General features: G+C 64.3%; 19 protein-coding genes and 1 pseudogene. 13 read left to right on the top strand and 7 right to left on the bottom strand.

Going from position 1 to position 22,294, the window contains the following annotated elements:
- Positions 1–19: 19 nt before the first annotated feature.
- Positions 20–301: a hypothetical protein gene (locus ACE10X_RS36465; RefSeq protein WP_157787855.1), complete on the bottom strand. Its 282-nt coding sequence runs from the start codon at positions 299–301 to the stop codon at positions 20–22.
- On the opposite strand from ACE10X_RS36465, the gene ACE10X_RS36460 reads away from it, so the two are divergent.
- A complete protein-coding gene (locus ACE10X_RS36460) occupies positions 292–1,383 on the top strand; it encodes an LLM class flavin-dependent oxidoreductase (protein ID WP_375763584.1) in 1,092 nt (363 codons plus the stop codon). The two genes, ACE10X_RS36465 and ACE10X_RS36460, sit on opposite strands and share 10 nt — an antisense overlap.
- Before the next feature lie 5 nt (positions 1,384–1,388).
- Here the strand turns inward: ACE10X_RS36460 and ACE10X_RS36455 are convergent, their stop codons facing one another.
- The gene (locus ACE10X_RS36455; RefSeq protein WP_038382356.1) at positions 1,389–2,729 is read right to left on the bottom strand and encodes an LLM class flavin-dependent oxidoreductase; all 1,341 of its coding nucleotides are present in this window, start codon (positions 2,727–2,729) and stop codon (positions 1,389–1,391) included.
- 313 nt (positions 2,730–3,042) lie between these two features.
- Here ACE10X_RS36455 and ACE10X_RS36450 point away from each other — a divergent pair, with 313 nt between their 5' ends.
- Genes ACE10X_RS36450 through ACE10X_RS36435 form a run of 4 tightly spaced genes read left to right on the top strand, consistent with a single transcriptional unit; the run spans position 3,043 to position 6,818 of the window.
- Positions 3,043–4,671, top strand: coding sequence for an FAD-dependent oxidoreductase (locus ACE10X_RS36450; RefSeq protein ID WP_375763583.1), 1,629 nt, complete (start codon positions 3,043–3,045; stop codon positions 4,669–4,671).
- Complete coding sequence (locus ACE10X_RS36445) at positions 4,668–4,988, top strand: ferredoxin family protein (protein WP_375763582.1); 321 nt, start codon at positions 4,668–4,670, stop codon at positions 4,986–4,988. Before ACE10X_RS36450 ends, ACE10X_RS36445 begins: the two co-directional genes overlap by 4 nt.
- A gap of 50 nt (positions 4,989–5,038) precedes the next feature.
- Entirely contained in the window at positions 5,039–6,163 is a 1,125-nt protein-coding gene (locus tag ACE10X_RS36440) for a methionine ABC transporter ATP-binding protein (protein WP_038382359.1), read from the top strand.
- Positions 6,153–6,818 carry a methionine ABC transporter permease gene (locus tag ACE10X_RS36435; protein WP_038382360.1) on the top strand — a complete coding sequence of 222 codons (666 nt, stop codon included), beginning with the start codon at positions 6,153–6,155 and terminating at the stop codon, positions 6,816–6,818. The genes ACE10X_RS36440 and ACE10X_RS36435 overlap by 11 nt, the downstream gene beginning before the upstream one ends.
- Before the next feature lie 13 nt (positions 6,819–6,831).
- Here the strand turns inward: ACE10X_RS36435 and ACE10X_RS36430 are convergent, their stop codons facing one another.
- The gene (locus tag ACE10X_RS36430; RefSeq protein ID WP_193375393.1) at positions 6,832–7,782 is read right to left on the bottom strand and encodes an aliphatic sulfonate ABC transporter substrate-binding protein; all 951 of its coding nucleotides are present in this window, start codon (positions 7,780–7,782) and stop codon (positions 6,832–6,834) included.
- Positions 7,783–8,166: 384 nt separating this feature from the next.
- Here ACE10X_RS36430 and ACE10X_RS36425 point away from each other — a divergent pair, with 384 nt between their 5' ends.
- On the top strand, positions 8,167–8,949 hold the full coding sequence (locus ACE10X_RS36425; protein WP_162832401.1) for a MetQ/NlpA family ABC transporter substrate-binding protein: 783 nt from the start codon (positions 8,167–8,169) through the stop codon (positions 8,947–8,949).
- Between the two features lie 28 nt (positions 8,950–8,977).
- Complete coding sequence (locus ACE10X_RS36420; protein WP_038382362.1) at positions 8,978–9,754, top strand: MetQ/NlpA family ABC transporter substrate-binding protein; 777 nt, start codon at positions 8,978–8,980, stop codon at positions 9,752–9,754.
- 41 nt (positions 9,755–9,795) lie between these two features.
- Here the strand turns inward: ACE10X_RS36420 and ACE10X_RS36415 are convergent.
- A pseudogene (locus ACE10X_RS36415) lies at positions 9,796–11,196 on the bottom strand (LLM class flavin-dependent oxidoreductase).
- Positions 11,197–11,226: 30 nt separating this feature from the next.
- Between ACE10X_RS36415 and ACE10X_RS36410 the strand changes: the two are divergent.
- From ACE10X_RS36410 to ACE10X_RS36400, 3 genes are all read left to right on the top strand, one after another.
- On the top strand, positions 11,227–11,445 hold the full coding sequence (locus ACE10X_RS36410) for a hypothetical protein (RefSeq protein WP_157787856.1): 219 nt from the start codon (positions 11,227–11,229) through the stop codon (positions 11,443–11,445).
- A 168-nt stretch (positions 11,446–11,613) separates the two neighbouring features.
- The gene (locus ACE10X_RS36405; RefSeq protein ID WP_038382363.1) at positions 11,614–12,939 is read left to right on the top strand and encodes an O-acetylhomoserine aminocarboxypropyltransferase/cysteine synthase family protein; all 1,326 of its coding nucleotides are present in this window, start codon (positions 11,614–11,616) and stop codon (positions 12,937–12,939) included.
- A gap of 33 nt (positions 12,940–12,972) precedes the next feature.
- Positions 12,973–13,773, top strand: coding sequence for a MetQ/NlpA family ABC transporter substrate-binding protein (locus ACE10X_RS36400; RefSeq protein ID WP_038382364.1), 801 nt, complete (start codon positions 12,973–12,975; stop codon positions 13,771–13,773).
- Positions 13,774–13,869: 96 nt separating this feature from the next.
- On the opposite strand, the gene ACE10X_RS36395 is transcribed toward ACE10X_RS36400, so the two are convergent.
- Positions 13,870–15,258, bottom strand: coding sequence for an FAD/NAD(P)-binding protein (locus tag ACE10X_RS36395; RefSeq protein ID WP_038382365.1), 1,389 nt, complete (start codon positions 15,256–15,258; stop codon positions 13,870–13,872).
- 582 nt (positions 15,259–15,840) lie between these two features.
- On the opposite strand from ACE10X_RS36395, the gene ACE10X_RS36390 reads away from it, so the two are divergent.
- The gene (locus ACE10X_RS36390; RefSeq protein WP_038382382.1) at positions 15,841–16,500 is read left to right on the top strand and encodes a TetR/AcrR family transcriptional regulator; all 660 of its coding nucleotides are present in this window, start codon (positions 15,841–15,843) and stop codon (positions 16,498–16,500) included.
- A gap of 9 nt (positions 16,501–16,509) precedes the next feature.
- Here the strand turns inward: ACE10X_RS36390 and paaZ are convergent, their stop codons facing one another.
- Positions 16,510–18,537, bottom strand: coding sequence for a phenylacetic acid degradation bifunctional protein PaaZ (gene paaZ, locus ACE10X_RS36385; protein ID WP_038382384.1), 2,028 nt, complete (start codon positions 18,535–18,537; stop codon positions 16,510–16,512).
- Positions 18,538–18,654: 117 nt separating this feature from the next.
- Entirely contained in the window at positions 18,655–19,452 is a 798-nt protein-coding gene (paaG, locus tag ACE10X_RS36380; protein WP_304497025.1) for a 2-(1,2-epoxy-1,2-dihydrophenyl)acetyl-CoA isomerase PaaG, read from the bottom strand.
- Between the two features lie 246 nt (positions 19,453–19,698).
- Here paaG and ACE10X_RS36375 point away from each other — a divergent pair, with 246 nt between their 5' ends.
- Together ACE10X_RS36375 and ACE10X_RS36370 are read left to right on the top strand one after the other, a co-directional pair.
- Positions 19,699–20,739, top strand: a complete 1,041-nt coding sequence (locus ACE10X_RS36375; RefSeq protein WP_375763581.1) for an AraC family transcriptional regulator — start codon at positions 19,699–19,701, stop codon at positions 20,737–20,739.
- A gap of 352 nt (positions 20,740–21,091) precedes the next feature.
- Positions 21,092–22,210, top strand: coding sequence for a branched-chain amino acid ABC transporter substrate-binding protein (locus tag ACE10X_RS36370; RefSeq protein ID WP_038382395.1), 1,119 nt, complete (start codon positions 21,092–21,094; stop codon positions 22,208–22,210).
- Positions 22,211–22,294 lie beyond the last annotated feature (84 nt).

Raw genomic sequence — 22,294 nt, 5'->3', positions numbered from 1 at the left:
CCAACACGGCGCGCGGACGTCATTGATCGCGCGCGGCATGGTTCGCCGTTCTCTCGATTGACGGTTCGTCGTCGTTCGAAAGGGCGCGCGGCTCATGCGACGCAAACTGTCCCACGAATTTTCTCGAACAGAAATAGAGCCGTATTCCAATTGTCGCTGCGTCCGGAGTTTTCTGGTTCATCGGCGCGCGCCGCGCGGCAAGGATAATCTTTTGATGCGTCGCTGCTTGATCTGCCGCCGTGCTTCTTTGAAAACACGCCGACGCAACGTCAGGGAAATCGGAGAGACGGAATGTCGACACGACCGCTTCGCTTTGGCATCTGGGCGCTGGTCCATGGTTCGCGCGCGGCCTATCAGGATCCGGAGGAGCCGTATGACGCATCGTGGGAGCGCAATCGCGACCTCGTGCTTGCCGCCGAAACGCTGGGCTACGATTCCACGCTGATCGCGCAGCACACCATCAATCCGCATCAGGAGGATTTCGATCAGCTCGAGGCCTGGAGCGCGGCGGCGGCCGTTGCGGCATTGACCAGCCGGATCGAGATCATCGCGGCCATCAAGCCTTATCTCTACCACCCGGTGGTTCTGGCCAAGCTTGCGCTCGGGATCGAGAACATCAGCCGCGGCCGCTTTGCGATCAACCTGGTCAATGCCTGGAACCGGCCCGAGCTCGACAAGGCCGGTATCGGCTTTGCCGAGCATGATGCCCGTTACGCCTATGGCCGCGAGTGGATCACGATCGTCTCGCGCCTGATGCAGGGCGAGCGGTTGACCTACAAGGGCGAACATTTCGACGTCCGCGATTATCTGTTGCGGCCGACGAGCCTCTACCGACCGCGACCATTGATCTATGTCGGCGGCGAGTCCGAGCCGGCGCGCGCTTTGGTCGCCGACCACGGCGATGTCTGGTTCATCAACGGTCAGCCGCTCGAGGATGTCGCGGGCCTCATTGCCGACGTGGCGGCGCGGCCACGGACCTCGGCGCCGCTTCGCTTCGGGCTGTCCGCCTTCGTCATCGCGCGCCAGACGCAGGCCGAGGCCCAGGCCGCCTATGAGCGGCTGCTGGAGCTGTCGCGGCAGGACGCCTCGATGAAGGCGGTCCAGCGGCAGAATACCGATCCGAAGGTCGTGATGATGCAGACCATGCAGAAGTCGGAGCGGGTCGGCAGCAACGGCGGCACCGCTGCCGGGCTGGTCGGCAGCTATGATGACGTGGCCGCCCGGATCGGGGCGTTCCATGCCGCGGGCATCGAGTTGTTCATGCTGCAGTTTCAGCCTTTCGAGGCCGAGATGGAGCGCTGTGCGAAGGAGATCATCCCGCGCGTCCGCGCAGCGTCATCTGTTGCAAATGATACCCGAGCACTGCTGGCGGGTTCGCGGTAGCTGCGTCACGCGGTTGCGGCGGTTTCCGTCTGACGCGCAAAGCGGCTGATCGGCCGAGGCAAGCCAAAATGCTCACGCAAGGTGGTGCCGGCGTAGTTGGTTCGGAACAGACCACGGCGCTGCAGGATCGGCACCACGCTGTCGACGAAGATTTCGAGCCCCGTCGGCAACACGTCGGGCATCAGATTGAATCCGTCGGCCGCGCCAGCCCTGAACCAAGCCTCGATGTCGTTGGCGATCTGCTCGGGCGTGCCGACGATGATCCGGTGTCCGACCCCGCCGCCGAGTGCCCGCAACAATTGCCGGACGGTGAGGTTGCCGCGGCGCGCAAGGTTCACCGTGCCCTGGAACATGGTGTGGTTGGCGTTGGCCGGCAGCGGCAGTGGATCGGGCAGCGGTTTGTCGAGCTCTAGGATCACAGGATCGACCTGCAATGTGCCGGCGAGACGCGCGAGGCTATACTCGATCGGAACCAGTTCCCACAGCTCATCCTGCCGCCGTTTCGCTTCGGCTTCGGTGCTGCCGATCACGGTGGCAAGGCCCGGCAGGATGACGATGGAGTCACCGGCGCGACCGTAGGCCGCGGCGCGGGCGCGCAGGTCGCGCGCATAGGCGACGCCTTCCTCGATCGTCTGGGCCAGCGTGAACACGGCTTCGGCCTGCGCGGCAGCGAGATCACGGCCGTCGCTCGAGCCGCCGGCCTGCACGGTCACCGGGCGCCCCTGCGGCGAACGCGGCACGTTGAGCGGACCGGCCACGGAGTAATGGACGCCGCGATGCGCGATCGGATGAACCTTCGACGTATCGACAAATCGCGCCGAGGACTTGTCGCCGACAAAGGCGTCGTCCTCCCAACTGTCCCACAGTGCGTGGACGACCTCGGCGAACTCCTTCGCGCGCTCGTAGCGGGCCTTGTGCTCGAGCACGTTGCCGAGGCCGAAATTGCGGCTGGCCGACGCGTCGGCCGTGGTCACCGCATTCCAGCCGGCGCGGCCGCCGCTCGCCAGGTCCAGGGTCGCGAAGCGTCGCGCGATGTTGTAGGGCTCGTTGTAGGTGGTCGAGGCGGTTGCTATCAGCCCGATATGGCTGGTCGCCGCGGCCACCGACGCCAGCACGATCGTCGGTTCCATCGACATGAAGGAGCGGTAGTCGATGCGGTCGGTGATGGCCGGCGTGTCGGCAAGGAAGATCGCATCGAGCTTGCCGCGCTCGGCGATCTCAGCCACGCGCACATAATGGCCGACGTCGAAGCAGGCGCGAGGATCGCTTTCGGGCAGCCGCCACGCTGACGCGTAGACGCCGGAGTGCAGCAGGTTGACATTGAGGTGAAGCTGACGATCGGACATGGCTGCCACGCATTGAGTTGAGACGATTCACGAAGTATCGCCTGTCTGGCCGCATGAAAACGAACGGCCGGCGCGTCCATGCAAAAAGAAATATCCGTCTCTCCCGTGCGATCTGCGGACAAATCCCGTGTTGATCCTCTGCGATGAACGGAACGTCCTGTCCGTCGCCGCATGAATATTCTTCGGCGCGCAGCGGCAGGGGAAGCTTCGTCCAAGTCTGCGCAAATATCTGAAATTGCCAGAGCAGCCTACGCGCGTAACGATGCTGTTGCGGCGCATTGCAAGCAATCGGTGCCGCCCGGGGAATTGAACGATGACAGTCCACGAGCGACGTGCCGAACAGCGAACGGCGCCAGGCGGCTCGGTCGAATTCGACGCTGACGTGCTGGTGATCGGCGGCGGGCCGGCGGGGACGTGGGCTGCGGTGAGCGCCGCCGAGCGCGGCGCGCGCGTCGTGCTCGCCGACAAGGGATTTTGCGGCACGTCGGGTGCCACCGCGGCTGCCGGCACCGGCGTCTGGTATGTCGATCCCAATCCGGCGCTGCGCGAGGCCGCGATGGCCAATCGCGAAAAGATGGGCGGGCACCTGCAGGATCGGCGCTGGATGGCGCGCGTGCTCGACCAGACCTATGAGGACAGCAATCGTCTGGCAGCCTGGGGTTACCCTTACCCTGTCGACGACAGTGGCAAGTCGCAGCGCAACTCGCTGCAAGGGCCGGAATACATGCGCCTGATGCGCAAGCGCACCAAGCAGGCCGGTGTCACCATTCTCGATCACAGCCCGGCGCTTGAGCTGCTGGTGGATGACGACGGCTCGGTTGCGGGAGCCAGCGGCGTGCGCCGCCAGAAGCACGATCGCTGGATCGTGCGCGCCAAGGCTGTCGTCATCGCGACCGGCGGCTGCGCGTTCCTGAGCAAGACGCTGGGATCGAATGTGCTGACCGGGGACGGCTATCTGATGGCCGCGGAGGTCGGGGCCGAGTTCAGCAGCATGGAATTCTCCAACCCCTACGCGATCTCGCCGGCGTTCGGCTCCGTGACCAAGACGCTGTTCTACGGCTGGGCGACCTTCAGCTATGAGGACGGCAGCGTCGTTCCCGGTGCGGCATCCAAGGGCGGGCGATCGGCGATTGCGCGCGCGCTGCTTCAGGGACCGGTCTATGCCCGCCTCGACAAGGCCGCCGACGACGTGCAGCGGCACATGCGCGCGTCGCAGCCGAATTTCTTCCTGCCGTTCGATCGCACCGGCATCGATCCCTTCAAGGAGCGTTTCCCCGTCACCTTGCGGCTCGAAGGCACCGTGCGCGGCACCGGCGGCCTTCGCATTGTCGACGACAGCTGCGCCACCAGCGTGCCCGGACTCTACGCCGCCGGTGATGCAGCGACGCGCGAATTGATCTGCGGCGGCTTCACCGGCGGCGGCAGTCACAACGCCGCCTGGGCGATGTCATCGGGGACCTGGGCCGGATGGGGCGCTGCCGGCTATGCAAGGCAGCTGGGCCCGGTACGTCAGCGACGGCTGGCGTCCGCCGGAACCGTGGCGTTTCGAAGCAGAACGGGTCGCGCGTTTGAGCCGGCCGCGCTGGCAAAGGCGGTCCAGGACGAGGTCTATCCGTATGAGCTGAACTATTTCCGGCACGCCTCGCGTCTCGAAGGCGCGCTGGCGCGGCTCGATGCGGAATGGTCCGACGCCTCGGCGGCCGATGCGGCGAGCAAGGACGATTTGCTGCGCGCCCGCGAGAGCGTGGCCATGCTGGCGACGTCGCGCTGGATGTACCGCAGCGCGCTGGCGCGGAACGAAAGCCGCGGCATGCATCGCCGCGACGACTATCCCGACCAGGAGGACCGCCAACGCCATTACGTGACGAGCGGCGGCCTCGACGAGGTCTGGACCACGGTGCGGCCGCATGCCGAGGCCAGCTATGCAGAGGCCGCGGAATGATCGAGGTGATCGACGCCGAGCGCTGCACGTCCTGCGACATCTGCGTGAATGTCTGCCCCACCGATGTCTTCGACAAGACGGAGGGGATTCCGGTGATCGCCCGTCAGGGTGATTGCCAGACCTGTTTCCTCTGCGAACTGTATTGTCCCGAGGACGCGCTTTACGTGTCGCCTTATGCGGAGGAGCCTCGCCCGACCGATGTGGTCGCGCTGCGGCAGACGACCGCGTTGGGCAGTTACCGCCGCGCGGTCGGCTGGACCGACGAGACGCGCGATCTCCGCGGCATCGACCGCAGCTATCTGCTCTTTGGTCATTGAGCCCGGGCTGCGCCCGGCGACCGAAGCCATTTCCCAATTGGACCGACCGAATGAATGTACATCAATCCCTGACGACGGCGCAGCATGTTGCGCCGCTGCCGTCCATTCCGCTCGCTCCGAACGCGAGCGAAGCCATGATCCGCTTCGAAGCGGTCTCGAAGGTCTATCCGGCCTATCGCGACAAGCCGAGCGTCCATGCCCTGCAGGCGATCGACTTCGCGATTCCGCGCGGCTCGATCACCGGCGTGATCGGCCGCTCCGGCGCCGGTAAATCGAGCCTCGTCCGCCTCATCAACGGGCTTGAGAAGCCGTCGAGCGGCCGCGTCGTCGTCGATAACAGCGAGATCTCGGCGCTTGCCGGCCGCGAGCTCCGCCTGGCGCAGCGCTCGATCGGCATGATCTTCCAGCACTTCAACCTGTTGTCGTCGCGGACGGCGGCGGACAACATTGCCTTGCCGCTCGAGATCGCCGGCTGGTCCAGGGCTGACATCGCCGTCCGTGTGGCCGAGCTGCTCGAGCTCGTCGGCATTGCCGACAAGTACGATCGCTATCCCTCCGAATTGTCCGGCGGCCAGAAGCAGCGCATCGGCATCGCCCGCGCGCTGGCGACGCGGCCGAATGTGCTGCTGTCCGACGAGGCGACGTCGGCGCTCGATCCGCAGACCACGCGCGCGATCCTGGACTTGCTGGCCAACATCAATCGCGAGCTCGGAGTCACGATCGTGCTGATCACCCACGAGATGTCGGTTGTCCGCCAGCTCGCCAAGGAGGTTGCGGTGATCGACGGCGGCCATGTCGTCGAGCGCGGTCATGTCGCGGAAATCTTCACGCATCCCCGGCATCCGGTCACGCAGGCGTTCCTTTCCGAGGTGATCGGGGACAGTGTTCCGGTCTCGCTGGCGAGCCGCCTTTCGCCTCAGCCCGTTGCTGGCGGGCAGGCGGTCCTTCGCGTGCAGGTGCGCGGCACCGAAGCCGGCGACACCGTGGTGGCGCGGCTTTCGCGCGAACTGTCCCATGACGTGGCGCTGTTGTCGGCCCGCATCGACGAGATCGGCGGCCAGCACGTGGGTTCGCTGATCCTCGGCATCCCCGGCGGTGAAGCCGCGGCTAGGCAGGCCCTGGCCTATCTTTCTCAGCATGACATTCTGGTGGAGCGTCTCGGCTATGTCGCGTGAACTCATCAACCTGATCGTTCAGGCCACGGGGGAAAGCCTTTTCATGGTCTCGGTGGCCGCGCTGGTTGCGACCGCGCTAGGCCTTCCGCTTGGCGTCTTCCTGGCGACCAGCCGGAAAGGGGAGCTGTTCGCCGCGCCGTCCGCCAATGGCGTGCTCGGCGTCATCGTCAATGCGGCCCGCTCGACGCCGTTCATCATCCTGGTGGTTGCGATCATTCCTTTCACGCGGCTGATTGCCGGCACCTCGATCGGATCGGGCGCGGCAATTGTGCCGCTCACCATCGCGGCAACGCCGTTCATCGCCCGTCTGGTCGAGGCGGCGATCCGCGAGGTCGATGCCGGTCTGATCGAGACGGCGTCCTCGTTCGGTGCAAGCCCGCTGCAGATCGTGTTCAAGGTCCTGATCCCGGAGGCTTTGCCGGGCCTGGTGCTGGCCCTGACGCTCGCGGTGGTCAGCCTGCTTGGCTACTCTGCAATGGTCGGGGCCGTCGGAGGCGGCGGCCTCGGCGACCTCGGCATTCGCTACGGCTATCAGCGCTTCATGCCCGAAATGATGCTGGCGGTCGTCGTCGTTCTGATCGCGCTGGTTCAGACCGTCCAGACCGCCGGCGACTACCTGGCGCGCCGCGTCAATCGCCGGCTGCGCCACCGCTAAAGGTGCGGCGGCGTCACGATCCCTTCGGCGCCCAGATCTTGACGTCGCCGGTATCGACCTTGCGTGGCAGCAGACCTTCGGCCGTGAAGGTATCGGCGATCTTCTGCTGCTCGGAAAGGCCGGCCGCGGTGACCACGCCGACCTTGTAGGAGCGGTGGCTGTTGGCCTCCTCCACCGTGGCGGCGTCGATGCCCCACAGGCCGGCGAGCAGCGCCGCGGCGTCTTTCGGACTGGCTTTGACCCAGCTGCCGGTTTCGACCAGCCTGGCAAAGATGACATTCAGTGCATCGGCCCGCTTTTCGGCGAACGCGGCCGACGCGAGATAGTAGCGCTTGTAGCTTGCGAGCCCGCCGCTGCCGTCGGTCAGGATGCGCGCGCCGGACTGGCGTTGCGCGCTGCTGAGGAACGGATCCCAGGCGACCCAGGCATCGACATTGCCGCTGACGAACGCCGCGCGGCCATCGGCCGGCGTCAGATAGGCCGGCGTGATGTCCTTGAAGGACAGTCCGGCCTTGGCAAGTACCGCAAGCAGCAGGAAGTGGCTGCCCGCGCCCTTGGTGACCGCGACCTTCTTGCCCTTGAGATCGGCCGGCGACTTGATCGTGGACTCCTTCGGCACCAGGATCGCCTGCGCCGATGGAGAAGCGGCCTCCTCGGCGACGTATGCGAGCTTGGCGCCGGCGGCCTGGGCGAAGATCGGCACGGTGTCGGCGACGTCGGCTCCGAAATCGATGCTGCCGACATTGATGGCTTCGAGCAGCGGCAAGCCACTGGTGAACTCGTGCCACGACACGGTGATGCCGAGCGGCGCCAACGCCTTCTCCAACGCGCCGTTGGTCTTCAGGATCGCGGTCAGCGTCGACGATTTCTGGTAGCCGATCCGGATCTCCTCGGCGGCCGCTGGCCGAACCAGCGAGGCCATCGCAAGCAGCCCGATGGCGGCGACAGCGAGACGGCGCGACATCGCAGCCGCCGATGATGCGGCCTGCGCTGGCGGGATGGGGCGGGCAAAGATGGGCATGGCAAGTCGTCCTGAGCCGGTTCGATCTGTTGCCATTTGTGTGCAATCGGTACGCCGGAGGCAATTGCGGAGAAGTCGTCCGAACGAGTGCAATTTTCCATGCAAGCGAAGTCAGCGAGAAAAGTATTTTTGGCCTGAGCGTTGGGGCCGGCATCAGCAGATAAGCCACTCGCTGCGAAAAGATGCCCGGCCGACTCCATTCTCTTTTCATCGCGGCCACAGCAGCGGCAACTCGTCATGCGGGAAAATTTGAATTCTCATTTCATTGATTTCGTTCCCGGAGCGGGCGATGAGCTTGATAACGATTTCAGTTCCATGGAGACCAGGATGTTGCTTCGATCCATTTTCGCACTTGCAGGCGTTGTTGCGATCTGGTCGACCGCCGCCGCGGCAGAAACGATCAAGATCGGCGTGACGCCCGGTCCGCATGCACAAATCCTCGAGGCCGTGAAACCGATCGCGGCGAAGAGCGGGCTCGAGCTTCAACTCATCGAGTTCTCCGACTATGTCGTTCCGAACGCCGCACTCGATGCCGGCGACATTCAGGCCAACTCGTTTCAGAATCAGCCTTATCTGGATAACCAGAAAGCCGATCGCGGCTACAAGATCGAGCAGGTGGGATTGACGGTCAATTTTCCGATCGGTGTCTATTCGCGCAAGCACAAGAGCTGGGCCGACGTTCCTGACGGAGCCAAGGTCTCAATTCCCAATGATCCGACCAACGGCGGCCGGGCGCTGCTCCTGCTGCGCGACAAGAGCGCGATCAAGCTGAAGAGCGATGTCGGCTTCAAGCCGACTGTTATCGACATCACCGACAATCCCAGGAAGCTGAAATTCATCGAAGTCGACGCAGCCCAGGCGCCCCGGGCGCTCGACGATGTCGACGCGGCGGTCATCAACACCAACTATGCGACACAGGCCGGTCTCGATCCGGTCAAGGATCCGATCCTGCGCGAGGATCCGAAAGGGCCATACGTCAATCTGATCGCGGTTCGCTCCGCCGACAAGGACAAGCCGTGGGTCAAGATCCTGGTCGATAGCTACCACACGCCGGAGATCAAGGAATTCGTCCGGACCAAGTTCAAGGGCGCGGTGCTGCCCGGCTGGTAGTTGTCGATCCAATTGCTGAGGGAAGACGATGCGTATTCTGATGACGGCGGTTGCCGCGGTAACGCTCCTGGTCGGCACCGCGAGGGCCGAGACGGTCCGAGTCGGCGTCACGGCCGGATCACATGCCGAGATTCTCGAAGTCGTCAAGAAGGTGGCTGCGGGCCATGGGTTCGACATCAAGGTGGTCGAATTCACCGACTACGTGATCCCGAACCAGGCGCTCGCGCTCGGGGATCTCGAGGCCAATTCGTTCCAGCACGAGCCTTATTTGAAGAACCAGATATCGAAGACCGGCTGGAAGATCGTCAAGGTCGCCAACACGATTGCGTCGCCGCAGGGTGTCTACTCGTCGAAGTACAAGAAGCTGGCCGATCTTCCGGATGGCGGGCGGGTGGCGATCGCCAACGATCCTTCCAATGGCGCGCGCGGCCTGATGATCCTTGCGCTGCACGGCGTGATCAAGCTCAAGGATCCCAACAACGTCGCGTCGACCATTGCCGACATCACTGACAATCCGAAGCATCTGCGCTTCGTCGAGCTTGATGCCGCGCAGTTGCCGCGTTCCCTGCAAGATGTCGATCTGGTCTCGATCAACAACAATTATGCGGTTCAGGCCGGGCTTAATCCCGCCACCGATGCAATTGCCCGCGAGGCGGCCGATGGCCCGTGGATCAACATCGTTGCCGTGCGCGAGGCGGACAAGGACAAGCCCTGGGTCAAGCAGCTGATCGATGCCTACCATTCCGAAGAGGTCAAGGCATTCCTCGAGAAGCGCTTCAAGGGCACCTACATCGCAACCTGGTGAGGGGCGTTGATCGCCCATCGCCGGGAGGTTTCCAGGCTGATCTATTCAGCGGCCTCGGTGCGCGCTGTCGTCGAGGCGCGGCGGAAGCCGGCGCCGGGATGCGTAGCGTCAAGATAGGGACCGCGTCCGGGGAACAGCTTCTCGCGGAGCGTGCCTTCGCGATAGGCTGTCTTGTAGACTCCGCGTGACTGCAATTCCGGAACGACGAGGTCGACGAATGACGTCAGCGATTCCGGCGCGACGAGGCGGAACAGGTTGAAGCCGTCGACGTCGGTTTCGTCGATCCAGGCGATCAGCTCGTCCGCCACGTCCCGGGGTGAACCGACCACGAATGGCGAGCGTGCGCCGACCCGGCTCAGCGTCGCGAGATCGCCGACCTTGACCGGCCGGTCGCTCCGCAACGTGAGATTCTCGACCATCGACTGGATCGCGTTGCTCTCGACATATTGTACCGCCTGATCGGGACGATAGTTCGAGAAATCGATGCCGGTCCAGCCCGAGAGCAGGGCCAGCTGGCCGGCTTGATCGACATACCCTGCGTACTCCTCGAGCAGATCGTTGGCCTCCGCGCGCGTCGGCGCAACGATCACGGTCGCGCCGGCGAACAGGCGGATATCATAGGGATCGCGTCCGAACGCCTTGGCCGCCTCCCTGATCTCGCGTACGGCGCGGGCCAGAATGGGCTTGGTCTGGCCGTTGAGGAAGATCGCCTCCGCGTGCCGCGCCGCGAAGGCGCGGCCGCGCTTCGAGGTTCCCGCCTGATACAGCAACGGTGTGCGCTGTGGCGAGGGTTCGGCGAGGTGGATGCCGTCGACCGTGTAGTGCCGCCCCTGGTGTCGTACCGGATGGATCTTTGCGGGATCGGTGAAGGTGCGCGCTGTCCGGTCACGGCGAACCGCGCCGTCCTCCCAGCTGCCTTCCCATAGCTTATAGCTCGCAGTCAGAAACTCCTCGGCCGTCTCGTAGCGTTCATCATGCGCGCGGTTGGCCTCAAGACCCATTCCGCGGGCGCCGCTATCGAGATAGCCGGTGACGATGTTCCAGCCAATCCGTCCGCGAGTGAGATGATCGAGCGTCGAGAAGCGGCGGGCGAACTGGTAGGGATGTTCGTAGGTGAGGTTGGACGTGATGCCGAAGCCAAGATGCTTCGTTGCGTAAGCCATGGCGGAGACGAGCAGGGTCGGCTCGGCGTTCGGCAACTGAACGGCGTGACGCAGCGCAGTCTCAGGACTGCCGCCGTAGACGTCATAGATGCCAAAGACGTCGGCCAGGAAGATGCCGTCGAGCAGGCCGCGTTCGGCCGTTCTGGCGTAGTCCACCCAATAGTCGAGCGAGTTCTAGTTAAGTGAGGTGTCGCGCGGATGCGACCAGAGGCCGGCCCAGTTGTGGCTCGGCGCCATCATGTTGAACGCGTTGAAGCGAAGTTCCTTTGGTCTGGTCATCGCGCGATTCCGCCAATTGAGGACTGAGAGGTGATTTATCACGTCAGCTGCGCGGCTTTATTTTCTATTCGGAATGACAGGATCAAAATCCTGCTCCGTCTCCGATCCGGCGCAGTAGAGATTCGTTTGTTCGACTTCGTCGTGCTGTTCGGACATTGCGGTATGCGCGACATTGCGTACCGATTTGCAGGCGCGATCAGCAGATGGCCTATCAGCTCCGCTGAGCCGTTCAAACCGGCGGCGCAGTGAAACAAATGTTATGCGATCGGCGCAACGGCTGAAAAATTAGCGACGCCATCAGACGCGCCGCCAGCACGCTCATCGCTATTTTCTCCGATGTCTCGACAGTCGCGGATCTGCTGCGCATCATTCTTTGCCTTTTGATGCTGGGTCCACGGATTTCAGGAGATTTTCGAGATGCCGATCGAAACCAAGAATGTCGAGACGCTCGCCTTGCATGGCGGATCGTACCGGTCCGACCCGGCGACCGGCGCCGTCGCCGTTCCGATCTACCAAACGACGTCCTTTCAATTCGAGAATACCGATCACGCATCGCGGCTGTTCGCCCTGGAGGCGATCGGGCAGATCTACACCAGGATCAAGAACCCGACGGCTGACGCATTCGAGGAGCGCCTGGCCGCGCTGGAAGGCGGCGTTGGCGCACTGGCCGTGGCGTCGGGCCAGTCGGCGACGGCCTACGCGATCTTCAACATTGCGCAAGCCGGCGACAATATCGTCTCATCGACCGATCTGTACGGCGGCACCTGGACGCTGCTGTCGCAGACGCTGAAGCAGTTCGGCATCGAGGTTCGCTTCGTCGATCCGGCCGATCCGGAAAACTTCCGCCGGGCGACCGATGCGAAGACCCGGGCCTACTTCGCCGAGACGCTGCCGAACCCGAAGCTCAACGTCTTCCCGATCAGGGAAGTCGCGGATATCGGCCGTTCGCTCGGCGTGCCGCTGATTCTCGACAACACCGCCGTCCCGCTCATTGCGCGCCCGTTCGAGCACGGCGCGGCGATTGTCGTCTATTCCGCGACAAAGTATATCGGCGGCCACGGCACGTCGATTGGCGGAGCGATCATCGATGGCGGCAATTTCGACTGGGCGGCGCACGCCGAGCGCTTCCCGCTGCTGACGCAGCCGGACGTTGCCTATCACGGCGCGATCTGGACCGAAGCAGCCAAGCCGCTCGGTCCGATCGCCTACATCCTGCGCGCACGCGTGAAGCTGCTGCGCGATCTCGGCGCCGCGGTCGCCCCCCAGAACGCATTTCAGTTCATTCAGGGACTCGAGACCCTGCCGCTGCGGTTGCGTCAGCACAACGAGAACGCGATCAAGGTCGCGAACTTCCTGGCACGGCATCCCGCCGTTTCGCATGTGATCTTTCCCGGACTGCAGAGCGGCGAGGACCGGCGCCGCGCCGATCTCTATCTGAAGGGCGGCTATGGCGGGCTGGTCGGCTTCGAGCTGAAAGGGGGCGTTGAGGCCGGCCGTCGTTTCATCGATGCGTTGAAACTGTTCTATCACGTCGCCAACATCGGCGATGCGCGCTCGCTGGCGATCCACCCGGCGTCGACCACCCATCAGCAGCTGAGCGCCGCGGAGCAGCTCGCGGCAGGCGTGACGCCCGGCTACATCAGGCTTTCGGTCGGCATCGAGCATCCCGACGACATCCTCGCCGACCTCACCCAGGCATTGGCCGAGGCTGAGGCGGAAAGCAGCGGCCGCAAGGCGGCCTGATCGATCCCTGAAGACGGAGTTGAAACCGAGACCATGAAGACATTGTTGCGCCTGGCGCAGGCAGCTGGCGTGCTGCTCGCCATGACTGCGGCCGCCGTTGCGGACGAACCTCTCAAGATTGCGACCAGCGCCGGCCCGGTCGGTCAGCTGGCTGCCTTTGCCGCCAAGCTCGCCAAGGACAAGGGGCAGGACGTCAAGATCGTCGAGTTGTCGGACTGGGTCGCGTTGAACGAGGTGGTGAACAGCGGCGATGTCGACGCCAATCTGTTCCAGCACGCCACCTATCTCGCGATCCAGAACAAGCAGCGCGGTTTCAACCTGATCCAGGTCGACAAGGTCGGCGTGATCGCGCCCGTCGGGCTGTTCTCGAAGAAGATCAAGTCGCTCGACGAGATCAAGTCGGGCGACAGCGTTGCGATCCCGAACGAGCCGCTCAACGGCGCGCGTGGCTTGATCCTGCTCGAACGCGCCGGACTGATCAAACTGGCGCCGGGCAAGGGTTTTTCGGTGAGCCGGTTTGATATCATCGAGAATCCCAAGAACCTGAAGATCGTCGAGCTCGATCCGGCGCAGACCTACCGGTCGCTCGACGACGTTACGCTTGCGCTCGTCAACATCACCTATCTGATACCGGCCGGCGGTGATCCGAAATCGGCGCTGGTGATCGACCGCACGGTCGACGATGGTCTCGTGCTGCGCTTTACCGCGCGGCCGGACAAGAAGGACGATCCGCGTCTGAAGGCCTTCATCCAGGTCTTCAACTCGCCGGAGGTCAAGCACTTCATCGAGGAGAAGCTGCCGGCGTTCATTGCGGCCGGCTTCGGCAGCAGCTAGAGCGCTTTCGAGCGAAGTGGACGCCGGTTCGCGTGAAGGGAGCGCGTCAGAACAAAGGGCTGGAGTTTCGGTTCTGATTCAATCAGAGCCGAAGCCCTAGACGCGCGCGGGGGATGCGAGTCGCCGCTCCTCGTCGGCGCGAACCAGCAGAGCGGCAAGCTCGGCGCATTGGTTGCGGATGTCGGGAATTGCGCTGATTTCCCAGAACGCGGCGCGCGTGAGCGGGCCGACGGCATACAGGCGGCGTGACGGGACGCCGTCGCGATCGATGATTGCGCAATTGCGATCGGTTTCTATGCCGATGCGGAGCGGATCGACGCGCGCCAGGCCAAGCTCCAGCAGGCTGCGCACCGCAGGATTGGCGGTTGCGCGCGGATCCTTGACGATGCCGGTGCAGTCGACGATGGCGCCGACATGCATGCGATGGAGCCTGGTCTCGCCGCGCCGCCGGTAATTGACGGTCGCGCCTGTCCGGTCGGGCTCGGCCGAGATCAGCTTCGCGGCCATCGGGGTGAGCCGGCCTCTATAGATTGCTTCGGTGATCCGGACCTCTACTTCCGGCGCCATCCGATGCCGATGCACGTCCCACCAGGCGCGTGCGTGTTCGAGGAACCGGTGCTTGGACGAAAGCGGGAGCTCACGCCACAGCCGCTGGGTGTGGGGGCGAAGCCCGTCGATCACGCTGCGCCAGTCGCCGCCGGCTGCAATGTGCCGGTCGATCCGGCCGCGAAGCCAGCGAAGCAGGTTGCCGATTCCGGAGCCGAAGGGGACCTCCGCCTCCTCGATGCGCACGGCGTCGACCCGGCGGTGCGGTTTGGCGAGAAGGCCCCGGCGCGACATCGCAACGATCGGCCCGCGATGTCCGTCGCGCAGCAACGACAGCACGTAATCGACCATCGTCAGCCCCGTGCCGAGGATCAGGACGGTCGCGTCGTCGGCGATCGCAGCGGCAGACGGTGCTGCCCAAGGATCGGCATGACCCGGACTGTTCGCGCGTGAATCGTGCCCGGTTGCGAGAACGACGGTGTCGCCGATCAGCTGCCGGCCGTCGTCGAGGCTGGCGGTGACGTCGCCTCGCCGTTCGCGGATGGCGATGCACCTGCCGTGCACGATCGACAGGCGTTGGATGTCGGCCTGATCGGACGCCTGTTGCTCGAGCAGACTGGCAATGTAGTCGCCAAAGATGCGCCGCGGCACGAAGCAATAGGGATCAGGGCAGAGCGGCGCGTCCGCCCCGCGCGAGATCAGCCAGTGCCAGAAATGATCCGGCTGGTCGGGCAGCGCGCTCATATTCGCGACCCGTACATTGAGCAGATGATCCGGATTGCCGGTATGATAGGCGATGCCGCGCCCGATGTCGGGACGTTGCTCGATCAGGCTGACGCGGACATCGTTCGTCGGTTGACGCAGTAGCTGGTGCGCCAGCAGGACGCCGCTCGCGCCCCCGCCGACGATGATGACGTGACGCGCTCGAGGAGCTGTCATGCTATCGCTCTGTGCGTGATCCGGCCGCACGACATGCGCGGCGTGGGCAGACTGACGTCAGCGTGGCGATGGATCACATCTGCCGCGGTCTCGATTGGGCATGCGTCGAGGCAACCGGCAATCAGCCGTGAGGACCAAACAGAAAGAGTTCGTGCATGTCCTTGCCGTCGGGGTTGGCAGCACGCGCCAACCGCCGCTGCCATCTCTTCAGCCGGCGGGCCGCGCGACGAAGGACGTGGAGCCAAGAGGATGTCCGCACCCAGAGCCTCCTTCGCATTCCGAGCTGTTCGACGAACGATAACATGGCCCTGTTCGGGACGCGCGCGAAACTCGGCGGCGCCGCGAAGTTTGCAATCAGACGCGCATGGCGAGGCGTTTTGCAGCAGAGAGATGCTCTCGCGACGCGGCGCCAGGAAAATTCATTCCGGGCAATGTTGCCCGATCGCCGGGCTTATGGAATTGTCCGACCGGATGGTCAATAAATAGGGGTTCGGAGGCGGAGCTGTGGTCCCGGAACCTTGCGACTATTGACTGACATCTCTGGACGATGGCCGAACGGCCGCCTGGTGGAACGGACAAGACATGGCCCGATCGCGCGCCAAGGACTATGACGACAAGCGCCTCTCGATGCTGCATCGCTCGGCCGAGCTGTTTGCCGCATCGGGATATGTCGGCACGTCGATGAACACCATCGCCGACGCCTGCGGTGTCTCGAAGGCACTGCTCTATCACTATTATCCCGACAAGGAAGCGATCCTGTTCGATATCCTGTCGTCGCATCTCGCGAAGCTGGTGGCGGCGGTCCGCAAGGCGAGCGCACAGGCCGGCGATCCGGTCGCACGCTTCAGGACGATCGTTGCGACCCTGCTCGAGCTCTACCGGAATGCCGACGCCGAGCATCAGGTCCAGATCTCAAGCCTCAAGCTGTTGCCGAAGGACAAGCAGCAGCCGCTGCTCGCAAGCGAGCGGATCCTGGTCGGGATCATGTCGGATGCACTCGCCGCCGCAGTGCCGGCGGCGAAGCAGAAGCGCGCGCTCAAGCCGCTGACGATGAGCGTCTTCGGCATGCTGAACTGGCATTACATGTGGTTTCGCGAGGGCGGGCCGATGACCCGCGCCGAATATGCCGGTTTCGTCGCGCAGCTCGTGCTGGCCGGCGCCGACGATGCCGCGGCCACCGTCACTCGGCCGCGCGGCAGGGCCAAATCGGCCGGCCGCAGCCGGCAGGCCGAGTTGCTCTGACGCGGGCCGTTAAGCCCGCATCGCATTCATCGTCAGTAGCTCATAGGTCGCCGCGGTTTCGCCGGTGCCGGTCGTGATCTCGACGTCCCAGCGTACCTCGCCATATTGCTTGTTGCGCGGCATCTTCTCCTTCGCGGTCAGCCGCACCTGGATCTGTTCGCCGGGCTGGACGGGTTTGACGAAGCGCAGCGAGTCGAGGCCGTAATTCGCCAGCACCGGCCCGTAGTCGGGATCGACGAACAGGCCGGCGGCAAACGACAGCAGCAGGTAGCCATGCGCGACGCGGCCCGGGAAGAACGGATGCCCCTTGGTCGCTTCCTCGTCCATATGGGCGTAGAAGGTGTCGCCCGTGAAATGCGCGAAGTGCTCGATGTCGTCGAGCGTGATCTGCCGCGACTTCGAGACCAGCGTGCGGCCGATCTCGAGATCGTCATAGTGATAGCGGAACGGGTGCAGGTCGCCTTCGAGCATCGGGCTGCCCTTGAACCAGCGGCCGGTGACGCCGCTCAGCATCGCCGGCGAGCCCTGCAAGGCGGTGCGTTGCATGTAGTGCTGGAGGCTGCGGACGCCGCCCAGTTCCTCGCCGCCGCCGGCCCGGCCGGGGCCGCCGTGAACCATCTGCGGCATCGGCGAACCGTGTCCGGTGTGCTCGCTCGCGCAGTCGCGATCGATGATCGCGACGCGGCCGTGAAAACTGCCGATGCCGAAGGCAAGCTCGGTCGCAGCCGGGATGTCGTGCGTGTAGATGGATGCGACGAGGCTGCCGCCGCCGCGATTGGTCAGCGCGATGGCCTGATCCAGATCGTCGTATCCCATCACGGTGCTGACAGGGCCGAACGCCTCGATCTCGTGGACTGCGGTTGCGGCGAGCGGCTTCGCACAATGCAGCAGCAGCGGCGGAACGAAGGCGCCGCGCTTCGCGTCGGCATCGAGCAGCGGGAAGTTGCCGGGATCGCCGGCCACCAGTTCGGCTTCGGCGCGAAGCTTCGCGACATGGGCAAACACATCGCTACGCTGGCCGAGCCCGACCAGCGGCCCCATCCTGACCTTGTCGTTTTCGGGATTGCCGATCGTGACCTTGGCCAGACGGTCGCGCAGCGCCGTGATCACGGCGTCGAGCTGCGCCGATGGCACCAGCGCGCGGCGGATCGCGGTGCATTTCTGCCCCGCCTTGACCGTCATCTCCTTGGCCACTTCCTTGACGAAGAGGTCGAACTCCGGGCTGCCCGGTACGGCGTCCGGAGCGAGGATTGCGGCGTTCAGCGAATCCCGTTCGGCGATGAACCTGACCGCCTCGCGCGCGATGACCGGATGCCGCTGCAGTTTTTGCGACGTGTCGGCCGAGCCTGTGAAGGACACCACGTCCTGGCAGGTCAGATGGTCGAACAGGTCGCCGGTCGATCCGACGATGAATTGCAGCGCGCCTTCGGGCAGCACGCCGGATTCGGTGATGATCCGGACCAGCTCGTAAGCGACATAGGAGGTGACCGTCGCCGGCTTGGTCACGACGGGCACGCCGGCCAGCAGCGCGGGCGCCAGCTTCTCCAGCATGCCCCAGCACGGAAAGTTGAATGCGTTGATGTGCACGGCGACGCCGTGCAGCGGCGTCATGATATGCTGACCGGCGAATGCGCCACCCTTGGACAGCCCCTCGACATTGCCGTCGAGCAGGAATTTGCTGTTCGGAAGCTCGCGGCGTCCCTTGCCGGCATAGGCGAACAACGTGCCGATACCGCCGTCGACGTCGATGACAGCGTCGGTGCGGGTTGCGCCCGTATGGAACGACAGCTGGTAGAGCCGGTCCTTGTGCTGGGTCAGATAGTCGGCGAGCGCCTTCAGCAAGCCTGCGCGCTGGTGGAACGTCAGTTTTCCAAGATGCTTGCCGCCGACCGCGCGGCCATAGGCGAGGATCTCGCGCATGTCGAGATCGCTTCCGGTCGTGACCGCCACCACATCGCCGGTGACGGCACTGTGAATCTCGGCTGCCGGTTCGCCCGGGCCGGACCATTTTCCGCGCACGAAGCTGTCGAGCTTCATGACGTTGTCCGCCGTCCGTGCATCGCTGGATTGAGGCTGTGTCATCGCAATTGGACCTTCTGACTTGGGATCAATGATGCGTCTCGCCTTGGCGGCGGAATGTTCAATCGGAAACGTTCAATCCTTGGCCCGTCCGACAAAGCGCGGGGCGCGCTTCTCGAGAAAGGCGGTGACGCCTTCGGCATAGTCCGCCGACCGGCCGGCACGGCCCTGCAGCTCGCGCTCGAGATCGAGCTGCGCGTCGAGCGTGTTGGTCTCGGAGGCATCGAGCGCCTGTTTGATCAGCGCAAGACCATCGGTCGGCTGCGTCGCGAGCGAGGCGGCGAGGGCGTGGGCCTCGGCCATCAGGTCGGAATCCTCGACCACCTTCCAGATCATGCCCCATGTCTCCGCCCGCTCGGCGGAGATCGGCTCGGCGAGCATGGCCAGTGCGCGCGCTCGCGCGCCGCCGACGAGCCGCGGCAGCAACCAGGTGCCGCCGGTGTCAGGGACGAGGCCAAGCTTGGCGAAGGCCTGGATGAACTTGGCCGACCGCGCGGCGATCACGATGTCGCAAGCAAGGGCCAGGTTCGCGCCGGCGCCCGCGGCGACGCCGTTGACGGCGCACACGACCGGCATCGGAATGCCGCGCAGCTTGCGCACCAGTGGATTGTAGAATTTTTCAATCGGTGCGGAGAGGTCCGGCGTTTCGCCCGGCGTGAACACGCCATCCGAAAGATCCTGCCCGGCGCAGAATCCGCGTCCGGCTCCGGTCAGGATCAGCGCGCGGCAGGACTTGTCCTGTTCCGCCGCGATCAGCGCGGCCATCAGTGCGGCGTGCAGATCGGCGCTGAAGGAATTCAGGCGATCGGGCCTGTTGAGCGTCAGGACGCGATATCCGGCGCGGATATCGGTCAACACCAAATCGCTGACCATGATGACCTCCCGTTGCGGCTTCTGGCAGCCGAAGGTTGCCTGATGTGCGCTTGGATTACTATTGACCGTCCGGTCAATTATAATCCGCGTAACGGCATGGATGATGATGTCGGGCAACATCGAGCGAGCACGATTTCGGTTGCGATTTCAGACCCGACAAGAACGTCAGGATGATCCGGCGCGCATCGCCTGTCTGCAGCAAAAGTGCCGACGCGTAAGCACGGTCCCGTGCACTCGAGCGGTGTCATGCTGCCACAAATCGGCCGCATATCGGCGGCGACCTCCCGCCGCCATGAGGATCAGCCGATGACGATGCAGTCGCCGGATATCACCGGGTTTCGGTTCTCGACCGCGGATTTCGGCGAGCGCGACCGCTTGCCGATCTTTCGCGAGCAGATCGGGCGGATGATCGTGAAGCTCGATCCGGAGCCGCTGAGCGCCGGCGCGTTCCATGCCGAAGCCAATGTGCGCGAGCTGCCCGGGCTTGGGATCGGATCGTGGGCGTGCAGCAACCTCAAGATCGCACGGTCGCGCGAGCTGCTCGATGGCAATGACGACCTCGTGCTGACGATCATCACGAGCGGCAACACCCGCGCGTCGCAGCGCGGCCGCGACATCGAGCTCGGCCCGGGGCAGGCCGTGCTGCAGTCGAGCGCGGAGGCCGGCAACATGGCGGTCCCGGTCTCGCCGAGCTGTTTCGTCGGTCTCAGGCTGCCGCGCAAGGCGCTGGCATCGCTGGTCCGCGATCCCGAGGACATGCTGGTCCGGCCGTTGCCCGCGAACACCGAGGCGATGCGTTTGCTGGCGCTCTACATCAGGGAGCTTGACGACAGCTACCAGCTCGCGACGGCCGAGCTGCGCCGCGCCGTCGTCCGGCATCTGGTCGATCTCGGGGCGTTGATCATCGGTGCGAACCGCGATGCGGTGGCTGCCGCGGAAGACGGCGGGGTGGCGGCCGCGCGGCTCGCCGCGGTCAAGGCCGACATCAATGACAATCTCAGCTATGGCGATCTCACCTTGCCTGCGGTGGCCGCCCGGTTGAGGCTCACGCCGCGCCATATCCAGCGGCTGTTCGAAAGCGTCGGTTCGACGTTCTCGGAATTCGTGCTCGGCCAGCGCCTGGCGCGTGCGCATCATTTGCTGACCGATCCGCGCCACAGCGGCAGCACCATCGGTACGATCGCATTCGAAGTCGGTTTCGGCGATCTGTCCTACTTCAACCGCACCTTCCGCCGGCATTACGGCGTGACGCCGTCGGATATCCGTGCCGTGCCGCGGCGCTCCTGACCGAATATCGCAATCTCCCTGAGAGGGCGTCGGGTCGTTGCCTGCGGTTCGCCGCAACCCGGCACATCACCCGCCGGCGACGCGTCGCAGGCAGCGCTCTGCGCCAGCCTGTGTGCTGTCGCGCACACAAGATCGCCGCCAATCACGTCCGCTGCGGGAGATTTCAGACGACAATGCACGACAACGTGTTTCACATTGTTGCCCGATGTCGCATATGTCCAATCCCCCGTCGCCCCAGTCCGAGCCTGCCAATCGTCCCGCGCTTAAAAGGCAGCCCCCGGTGATCGTTGCAATCGGCGGATTCGTCGACTGCGATGCATTGAGGCGACTTGAGACCATCGAGGAGAATGTGATGAAGTTTGCACTTCGAGGATATTTTCTTGCGCTCGGCGCGAGCCTGGCCTTGTCCGGCGCCGCCATGGCACAGGATATCAGTGTTGCCGTGGTCGGGCCAATGACCGGCTCCGAGGCGAGCTTCGGCCAGCAGTTCAAGAATGGTGCTGATCTCGCGATCGCCGACATCAATGCGGCGGGTGGCGTGCTTGGCAAGAAGCTGAAGCTGGAGGTCGGCGACGATGCCTGCGATCCGAAGCAGGCGGTGTCGGTTGCCGAGAAGATGGCAGGCGCGAGGATTCCGTTCGTCGTTGGGCATTTCTGCTCATCGACCTCGATCCCCGCGTCGGACGCCTATGCCGAGGGCAATGTGCTGCAGATCACGCCCGGCTCGACCAATCCGCAATTCACCGAGCGCGGGTTGTGGAACACGTTCCGTGTCTGCGGCCGGGATGACCAGCAGGGCACGGTTGCGGCCGCCTACATTATCAAGAACTACAAGACCAAGAACGTCGCGATCATCCACGACAAGACGACCTACGGCAAAGGCCTTGCCGACGAAACGAAGAACGCCATCAACGCCGCGGGCGTGAAGGAAAAGCTTTATGAGGCCTATACCAAGGGCGACAAGGATTTTGCCGCTCTGGTATCCCGCTTCAAGAAGGAGTCGATCGATTTCGTCTATGTCGGCGGCTACTATGCCGAGGCAGCGTTGATCCTGCGCCAGATGCGCGAGCAGGGCGTCAATGCGGTGCTGATGGGCGGCGACGCCCTGGTCGACAAGCAGTTCGCCGCGATCGCAGGTCCGCTCGCCGAAGGCTCGCTGTTCACCTTCTCGCCCGACCCGCGCAAGAAGGCGACCGCGGCAGCGACCTTGAAGAAGTTCAAGGACAAGGGCATCGATCCCGACGGCTACACGCTCTACAGCTACGCCGCGTTCCAGATCTGGAGCCAGGCCGCAGCCCGTGCCCAGACCACGGACGCCAAGAAGGTCGCGGCGGCCATCAAGGCCGGAAGCTGGGATACCGTGCTCGGCAAGATCAGCTACACGCCGAAGGGTGACATCACTCTGATCGACTACGTCGTGTACCGCCGCGACAAGGACGGAAACTACGCCGAACTGCCGGCCGGTCAATGATCGCCAGACCGTTTTCGCGCGAATCTGATATCGGTTCGCGTGAAGAAAACGCGTCAAAACAAAATCGAGAGCCTCCGTTCCGAT

It is taken from the genome of Bradyrhizobium sp. Pha-3 (assembly GCF_042258325.1).
In the GTDB taxonomy this organism is placed as follows: domain Bacteria; phylum Pseudomonadota; class Alphaproteobacteria; order Rhizobiales; family Xanthobacteraceae; genus Bradyrhizobium; species Bradyrhizobium elkanii.
The sequence above is the reverse complement of the archived record's forward strand: the minus strand, read 5'-3'. Positions and strand labels throughout refer to the sequence as shown.